The organism is Paenibacillus sp. SORGH_AS_0306, assembly GCF_030819345.1.
GTDB classification, from domain to species: Bacteria; Bacillota; Bacilli; order Paenibacillales; family Paenibacillaceae; genus Saccharibacillus; species Saccharibacillus kyungheensis.
The window spans coordinates 4,697,490-4,717,007 of record NZ_JAUTBP010000001.1; the positions used below are offsets into that span (position 1 = coordinate 4,697,490).

The 19,518-nt window shown below is 43.5% G+C and carries 11 protein-coding genes, 10 tRNA genes, 3 rRNA genes, 1 other RNA gene and 1 pseudogene; all 26 read left to right on the forward strand.

Annotated elements, in window-relative coordinates; translation table 11 throughout:
• Positions 1-9: 9 nt before the first annotated feature.
• An RNA gene (gene ffs / locus QE450_RS20735) (signal recognition particle sRNA large type) lies at positions 10-276 on the forward strand.
• Positions 277-420: 144 nt separating this feature from the next.
• Positions 421-2,172, forward strand: coding sequence for a DNA polymerase III subunit gamma/tau (gene dnaX / locus QE450_RS20740; protein ID WP_307301782.1), 1,752 nt, complete (start codon positions 421-423; stop codon positions 2,170-2,172).
• Positions 2,173-2,215: 43 nt separating this feature from the next.
• Positions 2,216-2,527: a YbaB/EbfC family nucleoid-associated protein gene (locus QE450_RS20745; protein ID WP_069328593.1), complete on the forward strand. Its 312-nt coding sequence runs from the start codon at positions 2,216-2,218 to the stop codon at positions 2,525-2,527.
• 51 nt (positions 2,528-2,578) lie between these two features.
• Positions 2,579-3,175 (forward strand): recombination mediator RecR, encoded by a 597-nt coding sequence (gene recR, locus QE450_RS20750; RefSeq protein ID WP_273614369.1) that lies wholly within the window; start codon positions 2,579-2,581, stop codon positions 3,173-3,175.
• Positions 3,176-3,661: 486 nt separating this feature from the next.
• Positions 3,662-5,214: ribosomal RNA gene (locus QE450_RS20755) — 16S ribosomal RNA — on the forward strand.
• A 167-nt stretch (positions 5,215-5,381) separates the two neighbouring features.
• Positions 5,382-5,498, forward strand: a 5S ribosomal RNA gene (gene rrf / locus QE450_RS20760).
• Positions 5,499-5,533: 35 nt separating this feature from the next.
• A tRNA-Ile gene (locus QE450_RS20765) sits at positions 5,534-5,610 on the forward strand.
• Between the two features lie 22 nt (positions 5,611-5,632).
• A tRNA-Ala gene (locus tag QE450_RS20770) sits at positions 5,633-5,708 on the forward strand.
• Positions 5,709-5,853: 145 nt separating this feature from the next.
• Positions 5,854-8,777: ribosomal RNA gene (locus tag QE450_RS20775) — 23S ribosomal RNA — on the forward strand.
• Together the 16S, 23S and 5S rRNA genes with 10 tRNA genes alongside form the textbook arrangement of a ribosomal RNA operon.
• A 78-nt stretch (positions 8,778-8,855) precedes the next feature.
• Positions 8,856-8,947 (forward strand) — tRNA-Ser (locus QE450_RS20780).
• A 60-nt stretch (positions 8,948-9,007) separates the two neighbouring features.
• Positions 9,008-9,084: transfer RNA gene (locus QE450_RS20785), tRNA-Met, on the forward strand.
• Between the two features lie 10 nt (positions 9,085-9,094).
• Positions 9,095-9,170 (forward strand) — tRNA-Val (locus tag QE450_RS20790).
• A 6-nt stretch (positions 9,171-9,176) separates the two neighbouring features.
• Positions 9,177-9,252, forward strand: a tRNA-Thr gene (locus QE450_RS20795).
• 26 nt (positions 9,253-9,278) lie between these two features.
• Positions 9,279-9,354 (forward strand) — tRNA-Asp (locus QE450_RS20800).
• Positions 9,355-9,390: 36 nt separating this feature from the next.
• Positions 9,391-9,466: transfer RNA gene (locus QE450_RS20805), tRNA-Phe, on the forward strand.
• Between the two features lie 16 nt (positions 9,467-9,482).
• Positions 9,483-9,567 (forward strand) — tRNA-Tyr (locus QE450_RS20810).
• 25 nt (positions 9,568-9,592) lie between these two features.
• A tRNA-Lys gene (locus QE450_RS20815) sits at positions 9,593-9,665 on the forward strand.
• 155 nt (positions 9,666-9,820) lie between these two features.
• On the forward strand, positions 9,821-10,981 hold the full coding sequence (locus QE450_RS20820) for a PucR family transcriptional regulator (protein ID WP_307301786.1): 1,161 nt from the start codon (positions 9,821-9,823) through the stop codon (positions 10,979-10,981).
• A 290-nt stretch (positions 10,982-11,271) separates the two neighbouring features.
• Positions 11,272-12,402 (forward strand): ABC transporter ATP-binding protein, encoded by a 1,131-nt coding sequence (locus tag QE450_RS20825; RefSeq protein WP_273614371.1) that lies wholly within the window; start codon positions 11,272-11,274, stop codon positions 12,400-12,402.
• 362 nt (positions 12,403-12,764) lie between these two features.
• Positions 12,765-13,703, forward strand: coding sequence for an HPr(Ser) kinase/phosphatase (gene hprK, locus QE450_RS20830; protein ID WP_204826883.1), 939 nt, complete (start codon positions 12,765-12,767; stop codon positions 13,701-13,703).
• A 12-nt stretch (positions 13,704-13,715) separates the two neighbouring features.
• Positions 13,716-14,771 carry a prolipoprotein diacylglyceryl transferase gene (gene lgt / locus QE450_RS20835; protein ID WP_273614372.1) on the forward strand — a complete coding sequence of 352 codons (1,056 nt, stop codon included), beginning with the start codon at positions 13,716-13,718 and terminating at the stop codon, positions 14,769-14,771.
• Positions 14,772-14,778: 7 nt separating this feature from the next.
• Complete coding sequence (gene ppaX / locus QE450_RS20840; RefSeq protein WP_274171297.1) at positions 14,779-15,432, forward strand: pyrophosphatase PpaX; 654 nt, start codon at positions 14,779-14,781, stop codon at positions 15,430-15,432.
• Positions 15,429-15,968, forward strand: a complete 540-nt coding sequence (locus QE450_RS20845; protein ID WP_301262876.1) for an acyltransferase — start codon at positions 15,429-15,431, stop codon at positions 15,966-15,968. Before ppaX ends, QE450_RS20845 begins: the two co-directional genes overlap by 4 nt.
• A gap of 123 nt (positions 15,969-16,091) precedes the next feature.
• A complete protein-coding gene (locus tag QE450_RS20850) occupies positions 16,092-17,306 on the forward strand; it encodes an acyltransferase (protein ID WP_273614375.1) in 1,215 nt (404 codons plus the stop codon).
• Between the two features lie 310 nt (positions 17,307-17,616).
• Positions 17,617-18,819: an ATP phosphoribosyltransferase regulatory subunit gene (locus tag QE450_RS20855; RefSeq protein ID WP_307301796.1), complete on the forward strand. Its 1,203-nt coding sequence runs from the start codon at positions 17,617-17,619 to the stop codon at positions 18,817-18,819.
• A gap of 46 nt (positions 18,820-18,865) precedes the next feature.
• Positions 18,866-19,508, forward strand: a pseudogene (hisG, locus tag QE450_RS20860) (ATP phosphoribosyltransferase).
• Positions 19,509-19,518: the final 10 nt, after the last annotated feature.

Here is a 19,518-nt window from a genome sequence, read left to right on the forward strand (position 1 = left end):
AATTTAATGCCGTGCTAGACGGGGAGGTAGCGGTGCCCTGTAACTCGCAATCCGCTGTAGCGAGGTTGAATTCCTGTTTTAGGTTTTGTCGATGTGAGGCTGGTATCTGAATACGGTGTTGACGGCTGGGTCCTTCGCAAAGGACGTCTGTGAATCTGGTCAGGTTCGGAAGAAAGCAGCCATAAGCAGTTTTGTTCTTGTGCCGAAGGAGTGCCTATCCTGAGTCGTGGTTCAGAAGAACCGCTTGGATCGCAATAATCAATGACAGGTGCACGGTATATTATAATTGTATGTAATAACACCTTTTGTCTTAGGACATCAGGTGTTTTTTGTTTGTTAAATAAGGTTACTGCTGTTTTGCTTGGCTCTAATCTATAGTATAATTAAGTGAAGTATTAAAAGAAGAAAGAGGGTAAGCAAGTGGAGCATATCGCACTTTATCGTGCTTGGCGACCACAGTCGTTTCAGGACATGGTTGGACAGCAGCATATTATTCAGACGCTGCAAAATGCCATTCGGGAAGAGCGTATTTCACATGCCTATCTGTTCAGTGGTCCCAGAGGAACAGGTAAAACGTCTGCTGCCAAAATTTTTGCAAAAGCGATTAACTGTGAACATGGGCCAGCTATAGAGCCGTGTAATGAATGTGAAACTTGCAAAAGGATCACATCAGGCAATATTATGGATGTGCTTGAGATTGATGCTGCATCCAACCGTGGTGTAGAAGAAATTCGTGATCTACGGGAAAAAGTTAAATACGCGCCTACTGAAGTACGACGCAAAGTATATATTATTGATGAAGTTCATATGTTAACAACAGAAGCATTTAATGCGTTGCTTAAGACGCTTGAAGAACCACCCGCTCATGTTGTTTTTATTTTAGCTACAACAGAACCTCATCGATTGCCAGCTACGATTATATCGCGTTGTCAACGTTTTGATTTTCGTCGTGTATCTTTGATTGAGCAGACCGATCGTCTTGCATTGATCGCAGGCGAAGAACAGATTGAAGCCGATCGTGACGCATTAGAATATATTGCTCGCCTATCAGATGGTGGGATGCGTGATGCAGTAAGTATTCTGGATCAAGTATCTGCTTTTACAGATGGCAAAGTAACATATACTCAAGTGTTGCAAATGACAGGTGGTATCGCTTCTGAACAGTTTGCTGAACTTGCTTCTGCTTTGTTACATGGTGATATCGCCAAAGTATTACAGATGGTAGAGTCATTTATGCAAGAAGGTAAAAGTGCAGAGAAGTGTATGGAGAACCTGCTTTATTATTTCCGGGATGTTTTAATGATTAAGATGATTCCACAAGCAGGTGATTTGACAGAGCGAATGCTAGATCCTGAGATTTTTCGTGAAACAGCGTCCGCATTTACAAAAGAACAATTGTTTGCCATGATTGATACGTTGAATCATTATCAGACTGAAATGAAGTATGCTGCTCAGCCTCAGATGTTATTTGAGGTCGCTTTACTAAAATTAGGCAGTATCCCGAACAGTGGAGCTAATGGAAGTTCTACAGCAGATGTAGCTTCTTCCTCAAGTAGTCACGCACCCACAGATGCTTCAGAGATTCGACAACTCAAACAGCAATTAGCCCAATTAGAACAAAAGTTAGATAAAGCTTTGAAATCAGGAATAGCAGCGAGTGGCGAGGCGAGCGACCGTAATCAAACAGGAAGTTCAGGCAGACGCACTCCAACAGCAAGAGTATCTTCAGCCGCTAAGATTCCTTCTCAGATTCAGAGCTATGTAAGCAATCGCAATCATAGTGATTTTACAAAAGTATCTGGATCATGGGGCAAAATCCTACAACGGGTTAAAGAAGAGAAGGTGACAATTCACGCATGGTTTGTGAACTGTGAACCTGTTTCGATTCATGAAGATGCCGTTTTAGTTGCTTTCAAACACGATATGCATCGGGAAACGATTGAAAAGTCTGTGAATAAGCAGATCGTAGAGTCTGTACTAGAAGAAGTTCTAGGAAGTTCTCACCGATTGGTCACTATGATGCAAAAAGATTGGTTAGAAGCGATAGAAGGAGCTCATGAAGATCCTGTAGAAGCATTAGAGCTAGAACACGAAGGTGAAAATGCTGGCGAACCGCTAGTAGACGAAGCGATTCAACTATTTGGCGAAAGCTTAGTTGTTGTCAAAGAATAGCTGTAATACAAAGACGTATACTTTAATTGAGGAGATGATCATAATGGGTAACATGAACCAAATGATGAAACAAGTTAAAAAAATGCAGGAACAAATGTTAAAAGCGCAGGAAGAACTAGGTACTAAAACATTAGAAGGTAGCTCTGGTGGCGGTGTAGTTACAGTACAAGTCAATGGACATAAAAAAGTAACAGCAATTACGATCAAACCAGAAGCAGTAGATCCAGACGATGTAGAAATGCTACAAGATCTAGTAATCGCTGCTGTTAATGATGCTATGGGCAAAGCGGAAGAGCTTGCTAATAAAGATATGGGTAAATTTACAGGCGGTATGAATATTCCAGGCCTGTTCTAAAATAACGAATTGTCATTAACAAAATGACTGTTCTCAAAGGAGATCGCTGTATTGTATTATCCCGAACCGATTGCCAAACTGATAGAAGCCTTTACACACTTGCCGGGAGTCGGACCCAAAACAGCAGGGCGACTTGCTTTTCATGTGCTCCGTATGAAGGAAGACGACGTGATCGATTTTGCTAAGGCTCTGGTTAATGTAAAGCGTAATCTCCACTACTGTTCTGTATGTGGTAATATCACAGACACAGATCCATGTCAGATTTGTCAGGATAAGACGAGAGATGCCTCTGTTATTTGTGTTATACAGGAAGCCAAAGATCTAGTAGCGATGGAACGTACTAGAGAATTTGATGGATACTATCATGTGTTACATGGAGCGATTTCTCCTATTGAAGGTATTGGCCCTGATGATATCAAATTAAAAGAGCTATTAAATCGTCTTAGCGATGAGCGTGTACAAGAAATCATTCTGGCAACTAACCCAAATATTGAAGGCGAAGCGACTGCTATGTATATTTCTCGGCTGGTCAAACCTTTCAATATCAAAGTCACAAGAATTGCTCATGGATTACCTGTAGGTGGAGATCTAGAATATGCGGATGAAGTTACATTATCCAAAGCATTAGAAGGACGCCGAGAATTGTAAGAGGTGGATGGATATCTCTTACGGATTAATAGACATATTTAAAAAGGCACAAAGCCCAGTATTAAAGGCTTTAGTGCCTTTTTATTTATAAATACAAAGCAAGTTAGCCACCAATAGATCTCAATTCAATATCAATTGTAAAAACAGTTTAAATAAATAGTTGACGTTTATTAAATATTCGTGCTATATTAATCAACGGTCATTTTATTTCTGACACCAATGCTTAACAAAGCGTTTTAATCTAAATATAAAGCTTCATCTTATAGAGCTAAAAAAAAGATTGAAAAAAAGTGTTGACGAAATGAAATGAGCATGATATATTATAAGAGTTGCTGATGCGATAACGCGTCGGTGCACAAAAGCAAAACAAACGAAATGTTTGATCTTTGAAAACTGAACAACGAGTGAGTAATGAAGGTCTTAGCCGACCTTTACAAAATAGAGAACTTCGGTTCTCGCCAGTTTCAAATTGAGCAAGTCAAACACTTTATGGAGAGTTTGATCCTGGCTCAGGACGAACGCTGGCGGCGTGCCTAATACATGCAAGTCGAGCGGAGAATGAAGGAAGCTTGCTTCTTTCATTCTTAGCGGCGGACGGGTGAGTAACACGTAGGCAACCTGCCCTCAAGCTTGGGACAACTACCGGAAACGGTAGCTAATACCGAATACATGATTTGTTCGCCTGAACGAATTTGGAAAGACGGAGCAATCTGTCACTTGAGGATGGGCCTGCGGCGCATTAGCTAGTTGGTGAGGTAACGGCTCACCAAGGCGACGATGCGTAGCCGACCTGAGAGGGTGATCGGCCACACTGGGACTGAGACACGGCCCAGACTCCTACGGGAGGCAGCAGTAGGGAATCTTCCGCAATGGACGCAAGTCTGACGGAGCAACGCCGCGTGAGTGATGAAGGTTTTCGGATCGTAAAGCTCTGTTGCCAGGGAAGAACGTCTGAGTGAGTAACTGAACTCGGAGTGACGGTACCTGAGAAGAAAGCCCCGGCTAACTACGTGCCAGCAGCCGCGGTAATACGTAGGGGGCAAGCGTTGTCCGGAATTATTGGGCGTAAAGCGCGCGCAGGCGGCTTTTTAAGTCCGGTGTCACAGCCCAAGGCTCAACCTTGGGTCGCACTGGAAACTGGAGAGCTTGAGTACAGAAGAGGAAAGTGGAATTCCACGTGTAGCGGTGAAATGCGTAGAGATGTGGAGGAACACCAGTGGCGAAGGCGACTTTCTGGGCTGTAACTGACGCTGAGGCGCGAAAGCGTGGGGAGCAAACAGGATTAGATACCCTGGTAGTCCACGCCGTAAACGATGAATGCTAGGTGTTAGGGGTTTCGATACCCTTGGTGCCGAAGTTAACACATTAAGCATTCCGCCTGGGGAGTACGGTCGCAAGACTGAAACTCAAAGGAATTGACGGGGACCCGCACAAGCAGTGGAGTATGTGGTTTAATTCGAAGCAACGCGAAGAACCTTACCAAGTCTTGACATCCCTTTGACCGGACTAGAGATAGTCTTTTCCTTCGGGACAAAGGAGACAGGTGGTGCATGGTTGTCGTCAGCTCGTGTCGTGAGATGTTGGGTTAAGTCCCGCAACGAGCGCAACCCTTATGCTTAGTTGCCAGCACATTATGGTGGGCACTCTAAGCAGACTGCCGGTGACAAACCGGAGGAAGGTGGGGATGACGTCAAATCATCATGCCCCTTATGACTTGGGCTACACACGTACTACAATGGCCGGTACAACGGGAAGCAATATCGCAAGATGGAGCCAATCCTTAAAAGCCGGTCTCAGTTCGGATTGCAGGCTGCAACTCGCCTGCATGAAGTCGGAATTGCTAGTAATCGCGGATCAGCATGCCGCGGTGAATACGTTCCCGGGTCTTGTACACACCGCCCGTCACACCACGAGAGTTTGCAACACCCGAAGTCGGTGGGGTAACCGCAAGGAGCCAGCCGCCGAAGGTGGGGTAGATGATTGGGGTGAAGTCGTAACAAGGTAGCCGTATCGGAAGGTGCGGCTGGATCACCTCCTTTCTATGGAGAATCGTTTCCTGCAACGGAAACATTCGAACGTCTTTCTTTCGGGAAAGACAAACGCAGAACACTCCGGTGGATCTGTGGTCACCCAAGTGGTGACACCACTCACTCGTTGTTTAGTTTTGAGAGGTCAATCTTCTCAATATTTACCGTATGTTTCATCGTTTGGTGGCGATGGCGGAGGGGTTCCACACGTACCCATCCCGAACACGACCGTTAAGCCCTCCAGCGCCGATGGTACTTGGACCGCAGGGTCCTGGGAGAGTAGGACGCCGCCAAGCGCATTCTTTTCATGTCGAAAAGAATCTTACAATACGGGCCCTTAGCTCAGCTGGTTAGAGCGCACCCCTGATAAGGGTGAGGTCGGTGGTTCGAGTCCACTAGGGCCCACCATATAGATTTACTTCCCAATTATGGGGCCATAGCTCAGCTGGGAGAGCGCCTGCCTTGCACGCAGGAGGTCAGCGGTTCGATCCCGCTTGGCTCCACCATATTATTTTTACCCAAGTTGATCCTTGAAAACTGGATACCGAAAACGAAACATCGCGTTTTAGAAGGTTTCTTCTCTACAAACTGTGTAAACAGTGGTAGGCGAGAAATTGAAATACACCGTTTCTATTGATTTAGAAACACTTAGGTTAAGCTACTAAGAGCACACGGTGGATGCCTAGGCGCTAGGAGCCGATGAAGGACGTGGCGAACAACGATAAGGCCTCGGGGAGCTGTAAGCAAGCTGTGATCCGGGGATGTCCGAATGGGGAAACCTAACTGGATTCATCTCCAGTTACTCACACCTGAATACATAGGGTGTGCAGAGGCAGACGAGGGGAACTGAAACATCTAAGTACCCTCAGGAACAGAAAACAAGAGTGATTCCGTCAGTAGCGGCGAGCGAACGCGGAACAGCCCAAACCAATGAGCTTGCTTGTTGGGGTTGTGGGACGTCTCTTTGGAGTTACAAAGGAGTATCGTAGTTGAAGAGGTCTGGAAAGGCCCGCTAAAAAAGGTGAAAGCCCTGTAGATGAAATGATGCTCTCTCCGAGACGGATCCCGAGTAGTGCGGGGCACGTGAAACCCCGTATGAATCTGCCAGGACCATCTGGTAAGGCTAAATACTCCCTAGCGACCGATAGTGAAGCAGTACCGTGAGGGAAAGGTGAAAAGGACCCCGGAAGGGGAGTGAAATAGAACCTGAAACCGTGTGCTTACAAAAAGTCAGAGCCCTATTACTGGGTGATGGCGTGCCTTTTGTAGAATGAACCGGCGAGTTACGTTCCCGTGCAAGGTTAAGGTGAAAAGCCGGAGCCGCAGCGAAAGCGAGTCTGAATAGGGCGACTAAGTACGTGGACGTAGACCCGAAACCAGGTGATCTACCCCTGTCCAGGGTGAAGGTACGGTAACACGTACTGGAGGCCCGAACCCACGCACGTTGAAAAGTGCGGGGATGAGGTGGGGGTAGCGGAGAAATTCCAATCGAACCTGGAGATAGCTGGTTCTCCCCGAAATAGCTTTAGGGCTAGCCTCGGAAGGTGAGTCGTGGAGGTAGAGCACTGATTGGATGCGGGGCCCGCAAGGGTTACCAAGTTCAGTCAAACTCCGAATGCCACAGACTTTATTCCGGGAGTCAGACAGTGAGTGCTAAGATCCATTGTCGAAAGGGAAACAGCCCAGACCATCAGCTAAGGTCCCCAAGTGTGTGTTAAGTGGGAAAGGATGTGAAGTTGCACAGACAACCAGGATGTTGGCTTAGAAGCAGCCACCATTGAAAGAGTGCGTAATAGCTCACTGGTCGAGTGACTTTGCGCCGAAAATGTAACGGGGCTAAACACACCACCGAAGCTATGGCTTGATACGTTAGTATCAGGGGTAGGGGAGCGTTGAATGAAGATTGAAGGTGTACCGCAAGGAGCGCTGGACCTCATTCAAGTGAGAATGCCGGTATGAGTAACGAAAAGATCAGTGAGAATCTGATCCGCCGAAAACCCAAGGATTCCTGAGGAAGGCTCGTCCTCTCAGGGTAAGTCGGGACCTAAGGCGAGGCCGAAAGGCGTAGTCGACGGACAACAGGTTGAAATTCCTGTACCACCGAAAGCCGTTATGAGCAATGGGATGACGCAGGAGGATAGTGACGCGGACTGATGGATGTCCGTTCAAGCAGTGAGGCTGGTATGTAGGCAAATCCGCATACCACAAGGCCAGGCTGTGATGAGGAGCGAAAATTAGAGTAGCGAAGGTCATGATTTCACACTGCCAAGAAAAGTCTCTAGCCAGGAAGCAGGTGCCCGTACCGTAAACCGACACAGGTGGGTGAGAAGAGAATTCTAAGGCGCGCGGAAGAACTCTCGTTAAGGAACTCGGCAAAATGACCCCGTAACTTCGGGAGAAGGGGTGCCCCGGTAGTGTGAATAGCACGAGGGGGCCGCAGTGAAAAGGCCCAAGCGACTGTTTAGCAAAAACACAGGTCTGTGCGAAGCCGCAAGGCGAAGTATACGGGCTGACGCCTGCCCGGTGCTGGAAGGTTAAGGGGAGTGGTTAGCGCAAGCGAAGCTATGAACCGAAGCCCCAGTAAACGGCGGCCGTAACTATAACGGTCCTAAGGTAGCGAAATTCCTTGTCAGGTAAATTCTGACCCGCACGAATGGCGTAACGATTTGGGCGCTGTCTCAACGAGAGATCCGGTGAAATTTTAATACCTGTGAAGATGCAGGTTACCCGCGACAAGACGGAAAGACCCCATGGAGCTTTACTGCAACTTGATATTGAACTGGGGTGCGATTTGTACAGGATAGGTGGGAGCCGTAGACATCGGAGCGCAAGCTTCGGTTGAGGCGCCGTTGGGATACCACCCTGATCGCATTTGAGTTCTAACCTCGTACCGTGATCCGGTACAGGGACCGTGTCAGGTGGGCAGTTTGACTGGGGCGGTCGCCTCCTAAAGTGTAACGGAGGCGCCCTAAGGTTCCCTCAGAATGGTTGGAAATCATTCGAAGAGTGTAAAGGCATAAGGGAGCTTGACTGCGAGACAGACACGTCGAGCAGGGACGAAAGTCGGGCTTAGTGATCCGGTGGTACCGCATGGAAGGGCCATCGCTCAACGGATAAAAGCTACCCTGGGGATAACAGGCTTATCTCCCCCAAGAGTCCACATCGACGGGGAGGTTTGGCACCTCGATGTCGGCTCATCGCATCCTGGGGCTGAAGTAGGTCCCAAGGGTTGGGCTGTTCGCCCATTAAAGCGGTACGCGAGCTGGGTTCAGAACGTCGTGAGACAGTTCGGTCCCTATCTGTCGTGGGCGTAGGAAATTTGAGAGGAGCTGTCCTTAGTACGAGAGGACCGGGATGGACGCACCGCTGGTGTACCAGTTGTTCCGCCAGGAGCATCGCTGGGTAGCTACGTGCGGAAGGGATAAGCGCTGAAAGCATCTAAGCGTGAAGCCCCCCTCAAGATGAGATTTCCCAGTATGTAAGACCCCTTGTAGACGACGAGGTTGATAGGTTGGGGGTGGAAGTGCCGTAAGGCATGGAGCTGACCAATACTAATCGGTCGAGGGCTTATCCAATAAGCTAACACGCGATGTTTTTGTTTTCGGATTCAGTTTTCAGGGAGCAACTAACCTGTCTGTATATGATTTAATATTGGAGAGATACCCAAGTGGCTATAAGGGGACCCTCTGCTAAGGGGTTAGACTGCGTTAGCGGTGCGAGGGTTCGAATCCCTCTCTCTCCGCCACTAGAACTTATTTATAAATTCTTAGTGGATAGCAATTCATAACGATTGGTTTTTAAATGTGGCGGTGTAGCTCAGCTGGCTAGAGCGTACGGTTCATACCCGTGAGGTCGGGGGTTCGATTCCCTTCGCCGCTACCATACATATCCTGGAGATTTAGCTCAGCTGGGAGAGCATCTGCCTTACAAGCAGAGGGTCGGCGGTTCGATCCCGTCAATCTCCACCACCATATGCCGGTGTAGCTCAGTTGGTAGAGCAACTGACTTGTAATCAGTAGGTCGGGGGTTCAAATCCTCTCGCCGGCACCATTTTTATTTCTATGTATTATAACCCTGGAACCGTGGTGTAGGGGTTAACATGCCTGCCTGTCACGCAGGAGATCGCGGGTTCAAATCCCGTCGGTTCCGCCATTTTTTTAATTAAATAAAATGTAATGAATACAGTATGGCTCGGTAGCTCAGTCGGTAGAGCAGAGGACTGAAAATCCTCGTGTCGGCGGTTCGATTCCGTCCCGAGCCACCATTTTTTTGTTCATTATGGAGGCTTAGCGAAGTGGCCAAACGCAGCAGACTGTAAATCTGTTCTCTCCGAGTTCGGTGGTTCGAATCCATCAGCCTCCACCAGTTTTATTTACGTTAAACTTAATATGAGTCATTAGCTCAGTCGGTAGAGCACCTGACTTTTAATCAGGGTGTCGAAGGTTCGAGCCCTTCATGACTCATCATATGAAAAAGCATCTTGCTATTAAGCAAGGTGCTTTTTGTTTTGTCTGCTTTTTTGTATAATTTGAGGGAGTAGTCTTATTTTATTTATTTCTGATTAATAGTGTAGGGTAGCCATCAGTGTACGATTCTAGCTATGGAAGGAATTTATGATATGCATTGGAGTACATTAAAAGAACATATTGAATCAATCATAGATTACCGTATTGAAGAACAGTCTGTAGCTTTGAAAGATTGGGAAGCGGATACGTATCAAGCAGGTCTAGAAGAAAGTGGATGGATCGCTGTGAAGCAGGATCTTACTGTAGTCACATTATGGCAGATTCAACCGAAAGCTATTTCTTCAAGTAATTTGAGTCTTTCGCAAGAGTCACGAGATAGCGATCATCAACAAGTCATAGGCAAGCTTAAATCGTTGTTAGAGTTATTGTTGCCTGCTTTTACAGCGTCTATGGCTATAGGAAATCATCCTTCTTCGTTGTCTATTCGTGAACAAGGGATACAAGAGTTAAGTACCTGGATGATGGAACAACTAGATAGGGGACAGTCAAAAGCGAGTATTCCTAATGGATACCTTTTGAAAGAAAGATTAACCAGCTCGATGATTCCGTTTCTACTGGTAGCTGATAGTGTACAAACAGGGACATTAGCGACCAAAGAGTTAGAAAAGTTGTTGTATAGCTATTTTGGTGGAGAAGTACTGTTATTGCCATTATCTGAAAATGAGTGGTTTATTCTGACGAATCGTGAATTGATTGAAGATAGTTCTGATCTCAAGCAAAGTAGTAGTCGGGATGCTAATGTAGAGATAGAAGATACAGAAGAAGATATACTGATGGAATTTTCGTTAGGGTTATATGAATTGATTGCTAGCGAATGGGTAGGTATATTCCATATTGGAGTGTCTAAGCCTATTATACCTAGTGAAAAGTTATTATCTGAAGTCTCTTTATTGAAGGAAACCGTTGCTTTGGGTAGATTATTTCATGTGAAAGATCATATTCATCTTCCGTGGGAATTGTCTTTGGAACGTTTATTATATCGGATTCCTGATGAAGATCGTGCTGATTTTGTAGCTAGAGCTGATCGTTATTCCGATATGTTGGATGATGAAGAAACGGTAGCTACGTTAGAAACCTTTTTCAAAATGGATTGTAATGTTAGTGAGACTGCGAAGCAATTATATATCCATCGGAATACGTTATTGTATCGTCTGGACAAAATTAAACAAGAAACTGAATTGGATGTTAGAAAGTTTGAAGATGCTGTTTTGATGAAGTTAACACTACTATTGTATAAAGTGACAAAAAGCTGACGAATTTTTTGTATAGTTTGTCGATAGATGTCTACGCGCGATTAGGGTAAGATAATAATAGAAAAAGAAATCGGTTACATAGGCGATTGGATCACCTTCGCAGCCGTAATTCATAGCTGATTTTACGATTGAGCTAAAGGTAGAACGTCCCACATGATGTTGTACATTTCACTCATTACTGTAGATCAGACTACGAATTGATTAAGACATATGGTTAATTGCCATATGCTGACAAGCTCATTTATTATGTACTTAAAAAATTACATTCATATTCTAGGGAGGCTATTATTATGGCAGGCGTACGCTTAGAACACATTTTCAAAAAATATCCGGGTTCTGATAAAGCAACAGTTATTGACGTTAATTTGGATATCAAGGATAAAGAGTTCCTAGTATTGGTTGGACCTTCTGGTTGTGGTAAATCTACAACTCTTCGTATGATTGCTGGTCTGGAAGAAATTTCAGAAGGTAAATTGTACATTGGCGATCGCGTTGTTAACGACGTAGCTCCAAAAGACCGCGATATCGCGATGGTATTCCAATCTTACGCGTTGTACCCTCATATGGATGTATATTCTAATATGGCGTTTGGTTTGAAATTGCGTAAAGTGAAAAAAGAAGAAATCGAAAAACGTGTACGTGAAGCAGCTAAAATTCTCGATATCGAGCATTTGCTAGATCGTAAACCAAAAGCACTTTCTGGTGGTCAACGTCAGCGTGTTGCTTTGGGACGTGCGATTGTCCGCGATCCTCAAGTCTTCTTGATGGATGAGCCTCTTTCTAACTTGGATGCTAAACTTCGTGGTCAGATGCGTGCTGAGATTACTAAACTAGCGAAACGTCTGCAAACGACTGTTATCTATGTAACGCATGATCAGATCGAAGCAATGACAATGGGTGACCGTATCGTTGTTATGAAAGATGGTATTATTCAACAAGCAGCTTCTCCAGAAGAATTGTACAATCACCCACGTAACATGTTCGTAGCGGGCTTTATTGGTTCTCCTACAATGAACTTTATCCGTGGTACATTGTCCGAAAAATCTGGCGGTCTAACATTCAGCGCTGCTGGTGTTGAACTAGCTATCCCTGGTGGTAAAGCGCAAATCTTGAAAGACCAAGGATTCACAGGTAAAGAAGTGATTCTGGGTGTTCGTCCAGAAGATATTCATGAAGAGCCTGTATTCTTAGAAGCTTCTCCAGCTACTGCTTTTACTGCTAAAGTAGATGTATCTGAGAACTTGGGTCATGAAATGTTGCTATACTTGAGCGGTGTAGGTACAGACACTGTTGTTGCTCGTGTTGATGGACGTTCCACTACTCGTGATAACGCTACAGCAACGATGGCAATTGATATGAACAAAGTTCATATTTTTGATACAGAATCTCAAGATAACTTGTTCTACACAGATCCTTCTTAATTCGTTATTACAGGTAACGTAACAGAGTTCGGATAGAACATTTGATAAAAGACTTACTTATTCTGGTTTCGATCAGAAAGGTAAGTCTTTTTTTATGATAAAATGTGCATATTAATAAATGGACGTATCTCATAGCGAAGCTTTAAAATAATCGGTACAATGGTAAGCGAATATGCCAATATAATTGATTTAACTAGCATTTTCTATTACGATGGGTACATTGGACATATTATGTACAGTGCGGAAAAGTCAGGTTTGTGAAAAATCTATCTTTTTGGCGCTGATCGTTTGGCTTTGGATGATGAATCACATAGAATACACAATACAGAATCAGCAACCTACTTAGAGAAAGGAAGAACAGAATGGCCAAACATGTGAAAGTTTCAGAATTGGTACAAATGTTCCAGCTTGAAGTTGTGTCTGGAGGACTTGGTTTAAAACGAAAAATTACTGTAGATGATCTGAATCGACCTGGATTAGAAATGGCAGGATATTTTGAATATTATCCTACAGAACGTGTACAGATTCTGGGTAGAACCGAGCTTGCGTTTTTTAAAATGCTTACGCATGAAGAAAAAGCAGATCGTATGAAGCGTCTTTGTAATGATGAGACGCCTTGTCTTGTGATTACACGTGGACTTGAAGTACCTGAGGAGTTAATTGAAAGTAGCGAAGAGCATAATGTTCCGGTACTTCGTAGCAATCTGGCGACGACTATTTTATCAAGCCGGATTACAGGCTTTTTGGAGAAAAAATTAGCACCAACTGCGACAATTCATGGCGTATTGGTAGACCTTTATGGTGTAGGGATGCTAATTACAGGTAGTAGCGGTATCGGTAAAAGTGAAACTGCTCTTGAGTTAGTAAAACGTGGGCATCGATTGATTGCCGATGATGCGGTAGAAATCCGCCAAACTTCGGATAATCAACTGCATGGTACGGCTCCTGAATTGATTCGTCATTTACTTGAAATTCGCGGAGTCGGTATTATCAATGTAATGACATTGTTCGGTGCGGGTGCAATTCGTAACAATAAACGAATTACTTTGGTTGTACGTCTAGAAGCATGGCAACAAGACAAGCAGTATGACCGTATCGGATTGGATGAAGAAACAACTCGTATCATTGATACAGACGTGCCTCTAGTTACGATTCCAGTTCGTCCAGGACGAAATTTAGCTGTTATTATTGAAGTGGCAGCCATGAATTTCCGCTTAAAACGTATGGGTTATAATGCAGCATTGCAATTTACTCATAAATTAACAGAGACGATTGCTGAAGATCTCGACGAACTGGATTAAGGAGAGTGCTGTATGGGGACATCATTAATTAACCCGATTGCTTTCTCGATCGGAGCGCTTCAGGTGCATTGGTATGGATTGATTTTGGGTACTGGCGCATTAGTCGGGTTATTACTATTAATTCGTGAAGGACGTCGATTCGGGATTCCACAAGAATTTTTTATGGATCTAGTGTTGTTCGGTGTTCCTTCCGCTATTATTGCTGCACGTATTTATTATGTTGCTTTCCGTTGGCCTGATTATAGAGATAACTTATGGGATGTCTTTAAAATTTGGAATGGCGGTATTGCTATATATGGTGCATTAATAGGTTCTGTGATTTGTGCGATTATTTATACGCGTAAAAAAGGATATAGCTTCTGGCGAATTATGGATTTGTGTGCGCCTTATTTGCTTGTTGGACAAGCTATTGGACGTTGGGGGAATTTTGTCAATCAGGAAGCTTATGGCGGACCTGTCGAAGAATCTTTTTTAAGAAGTAATTTGCATTTACCTGATTTTATTGTGAATCAAATGAATGTTAATGGTGTATTCCATCATCCTACATTTTTGTATGAATCGCTATGGAATCTGGTTGGTGTGATTGTACTATGTGTATTACGTCGTCGTGCATTTGTGCGTAGTGGAGAAATTTTCTTCTCTTATCTTATCTGGTATGGTATTGGGCGTTTCTTTATTGAAGCACTTCGTACAGATAGTCTTACCTTTGAAGGCCCACAATGGTTGGTAGCTATAGTAAATGGTCTGTGGACTCCTATGACATGGTTTGGCTTCCAACAAGGAGCGATCGAACCTGGATACGGAAATATTCGAGTATCACAGTTATTGTCGCTTGTGTTGATTGTAGCCGCTATTCTATTGATGATTATTCGTCGTCGTGCTGGTCTAGCTAATGAACATTATAGCGATCCAATTGTGTCATCCAAAGTGGCACAACATGAATTGGTTACTGATCATGATACCACTACAGGATCTTCTTCAGTGCCAACAGTAGATTCGTCATCTTCTTCTAAAGATAGACATGATCTGAAAAAAGAAGATACGATTCACAATGAACGCAAGGAGTAGTGAATTTATGATTGATACGGTTTTATTGGATTTGGATGGAACGATTGTAGATACCAATGAATTGATTATTGCTTCATTTATTAACACATTAGAAAGTAATGGGTTAGCTCCATTGACGAGAGAGCAGATTATTCCGCATATGGGATTAACGTTGGAGCAGCAACTTCGTGCTTTTTCAGGTGTCGATGATGTGACTTCTTATGTTACGGCTTATCGTGAATATAGTGCGATTCATCACGATACGATGGTGGCTCCTTTTCCAGAAGTCACCGAAGTGTTAACACGTCTCCAAGCAGAAGGTATTAAGCTGGGAGTCGTGACGACTAAAATTCGTCCGAATACACTCAAAGTGCTGGAAATGTTTCAATTGGATCAATTTATGGAAGTGATCATTACGCAGGATGATGTTGAGCATACCAAACCTCATCCGCAACCGATTGAACGTGCTATGGAAGCTCTTGGTTCGTCTCCTGAGCGTACATTGATGGTGGGCGATAGTCCTGCCGATTTGCAGGCTGCATCCGCAGCAGGTGTTATGTCAGCGGCTGTAGCCTGGTCTCTTAAAGGGGAAGAAGAACTATCCAAGTATCATCCACAGTATATTTTGCATACGATGAGTGATCTGTATGAACTGGTGCTTGGCGATACGGTCGATCGATGAGAAAGACCGAGCGTTTTCCTGTAAAAGAGGGACCTAATGCCTTGCGTCAAATTTATCGCACAGTCAGCCCATGGAAAGGCGTTCGGAATTTTATATGTATTCAAGCAGCGCGGTATTGTCCAGTCTTGGAATGGAAAAACTGGATTTACCGCCACTTGCTACATATGGAAGTGGGTAAAGATACGGCTTTTGGATTGATGGTGATGGTAGATGTGTTTTTTCCGGAAAAAATAAAGATAGGGACGAATACAGTAATTGGATATAATACTACCATTCTTGCTCATGAATATCTGATTCGTGAATACCGATTAGGCAATGTTATCATTGGTGATGAAGTGATGATTGGTGCAAATAGTACTATTTTGCCAGGTGTAACAATTGGCGATGGAGCAGTGGTTGCAGCAGGATCAGTCGTACATACAGATGTAGCCGCAGGTACATTTGTTGGTGGGAATCCTTTACGCGTATTAACACGTCGAAGTCCAGAACATACGGTAGATCTTACAAGTGATAAGGATGAAGATCTATTGCATTAAATAGTTGTATCTGAGCGTTGTGGTACAAGGGCGCAATCTTTTGGACTTGTTCGGGAACAGAATAAGCCGGCATTTTGCATCATATAGATGTACCATTTTAAAGAATAAGGGGATGCTTTTACATTGAATCAAATAAAGAAGGAACGGCTGACACAGCTTGATTTCTTCCGTGCGATTGCCATTATTGGGGTACTGCATGTTCATTCTACATCGGTGGCAACGACAGAAGCGATGAATACGTCGATTTATTATCTGTTTAACTTTTTGAATATTTTCTTTAAATATGGAACGCCTTCATTTATCTTTTTGAGTAGTTTTGTATTGTTTTATAATTACTATGACAGACCTCTTACAGGCAAATTAATCGGGAGCTTTTATAAAAAAAGAATGCTCTACATTTTGCTGCCGTATGTTTTGATATCTGCTTTATATTTCTGGTATAAGCTTGCTCAGCGTGGTCAATTGGATGATCCCCCAATGCAATTGTTAGGGGATTACTGGTATGCGATCACTCATGGTTCTGCGTATACACATCTTTATTTTGTATTTATTAGTGTGCAGTTTTATCTGTTATTTCCGATTATGCTTGCTTTGCTAAAAAGTCAGCGTTGGGTAGCACGTTTTGCGATTCCTATCGGTCTTGCGTTACAGTGGGGATTCGTGATCTGGAATAAATACGATCTTCATTATGCAACAAAAGGCAGTCTAGCTATTTCATATTTCTCTTATTATATGATGGGTGCATTTGTAGCCATTTATTTCAAACCTTTCCGTGGATGGCTGATGAGTAAATGGACAGACATGTCAGAAAGACAAAGAGTCAGCACAATATTGCTATGGGGAAGCTGGTTGGTCACCGGATTGATCTATGTACAAATCTGGTATGATGCTCGAATGACCAATGAATGGTTAGATTCGTTAGTGTATGAACTGATGTGGAATGTCTATACGATGTTATCTTCATTAGTGTTGCTTCATTCGGCATTTATCTTAAATCGAATAGCGCCAAAATGGATACTGGCGATTTTGCGTCGATTAGGAGAACTATCTTTTGCTATTTACTTAGTTCATCCATTTATACTGGCTTACTATCGCGATACAAGAGAATATCTTACTTTAGGCACATTAGGTTACTTTGTCTGGATTTATGGCGGTATGTTGTGTGCTCTGATTATTTCAGCGGTATTTGTGCAGATGGTGTTTAGAAGAGTATCATTCTCATGGGTATTGTTAGGCAGTATTCCAGCTTCATTATCTGGACGACATAAAAACAAAAAACAAGCAAAAGTGAGCGGTCGGACAACCAAAACGGATGCTGTAAAAAGACCAAGCCCTTAAAGTTGTCATGACATGATTCATCTAAAAATAAGCTTTGAAAAACCACCTTTATGATGAAGGTGGTTTTTTTATTTTCCGGGAAATAATTAGAGATCTAGTTAGCTTCGATTAGTTAGGTAGCAGGTGTGGTTAATGATACAATTAGAAATATAAATATGATGTAAACAGAACAACTTTGTGATCGATAACAACAGATACGGTTGCGTTGACGGTCGATATCGATTTATGTTATTATATCAAATATCCTTTACTTTATTAGCAAAGTAACACTTTAAAGCGTTAAAATATTGATCAATTAGAGGTGACTGTTTTGTCCAAGCCCAAAGGATTCGAAAAGCCCGCAGGTGTACGTGATTATCTACCGCATGTTGTATCCAAATTGCGCCATATTGAACGCAATGTATTGGACTGCATGTCCGAGTGGGGCTACCGTCAGATTATAACGCCTACAATGGAATATTATGATACGGTAGGTGTAGCTAGTTCTACATCAGACCGCAAACTATATAAAATGTTAAATAACCGTGGAACAACGATGGTGTTACGTTCTGATATGACGACACCGATCGCGCGTGTAATGGGTTCTCTTTTAAAAGAAGAATCATTGCCTGTGCGTCTGTCTTACCATGCGAATGTATTTCGTTCGATTGAAGAAGAAGCTGGACGAGAAACTGAATTTTTTCAAACCGGTGCTGAATTAGTCGGAAATGATTCGGCTGAAGGCGACGCTGAGGTCATTGCACTTGCGATTGCTTCATTACAAGCCGCAGGTGTAGAAACATTCAAAATTTCGCTCGGACATGTTGGATTTTTGACAGGATTGTTGGAAGAAGTATTGCCTGACAAAACCATCGAACAAGAAGCGTTAAAAGAAACATTACTTAATCGAGATTTTGTTGGATTTCGTGAGCGTTTATCGCATTTCCAATTATCGGTGGAGCAACGTCAAGAATTAGAAGGATTGCTTCGTCTACGTGGAGCTCAAGATATTTGTCTTCAGGCGACAGCATTGAGCAGTAATCCACGTGCGATTGCTTCGATTCAACACTTGTGCAAAGTGTGGGAAGTGTTAGAAGCTTATGGAGTCTCTGAGCATGTGATGATCGATTTAACGATGATTGGAGACTTTTCTTATTATACCGGTATGGTATTTGAAGGGTATGCAGCAGAACTTGGCTTCCCTGTATGTAGTGGAGGACGATATGATAACCTGCTGACTCAATTCGGACGTTCTGTGACGGCTACCGGATTTGCTTTGAAAACGAATCGGATACTGGATGGAGTCGATCTTCATTTACCAGAAGAAGAACCACCTGTATTGATCGCTTATGATGTAAATAGTCGACGCGAAGCATTCACACATGCAGCACAACTTCGCCAGCAAGGTAAAATTGTAATTACTGAACATATAGAAGCAACAGAGAAGCTAGAATCAGCTACTCCATCTGATTCATCTGTAGTGACGTATAGTGAGGTGATTCGCTTTACAGATGGACGAGCAGTTACGGTATAAACATAAATTAAGATACACAGTAAATAACAGGGAGATGTACCCTTCTATGACACAAATTCTTAAAGTTGCGATGCCAAAAGGGCGTATCTATAAAAAGGCAGCAGAGCTTTTCCGTAAAGCAGGAATTGAAGTTCCATTGGATGTTGATGATTCTCGTAAATTAATTGTACATTTACCTGAAGTGGGAATGGAATTTATCCTAGCCAAACCAGTCGATGTGGCCTATCTATGTAGAGCACGGTGTTGCTGATATCGGTATTGTTGGCAAAGATGTATTGATTGAGGAAAATCGAGCTGTCTATGAGTTGCTTGATCTAGGAATTGCTCGTTGCCGAATGTCTGTGATTGGTCTACCAGATTGGAAGCCAGGTATTCAGCAACGTGTAGCTACCAAATATCCTAATGTGGCTTCTCAATATTTCCGCGAGCAAGGACAGCAAGTAGAAGTGATTAAATTAAATGGTTCGATTGAGCTTGCACCGATGATCGGTCTGGCTGATCGTATTGTCGATATGGTGGAAACGGGAGAAACGTTACGCGAAAATGGATTGGTGGAAATGGAGACAATATTCGGTATCACCAGTCGATTGATTGCTAACCGTGTCAGTTACCGCATGAAAAATGAAGAAATTCAAAAACTATGTGATCAATTGCAAATGGTGATTCCAGAGCCAGTTCTGCACCAATAAATATATAATA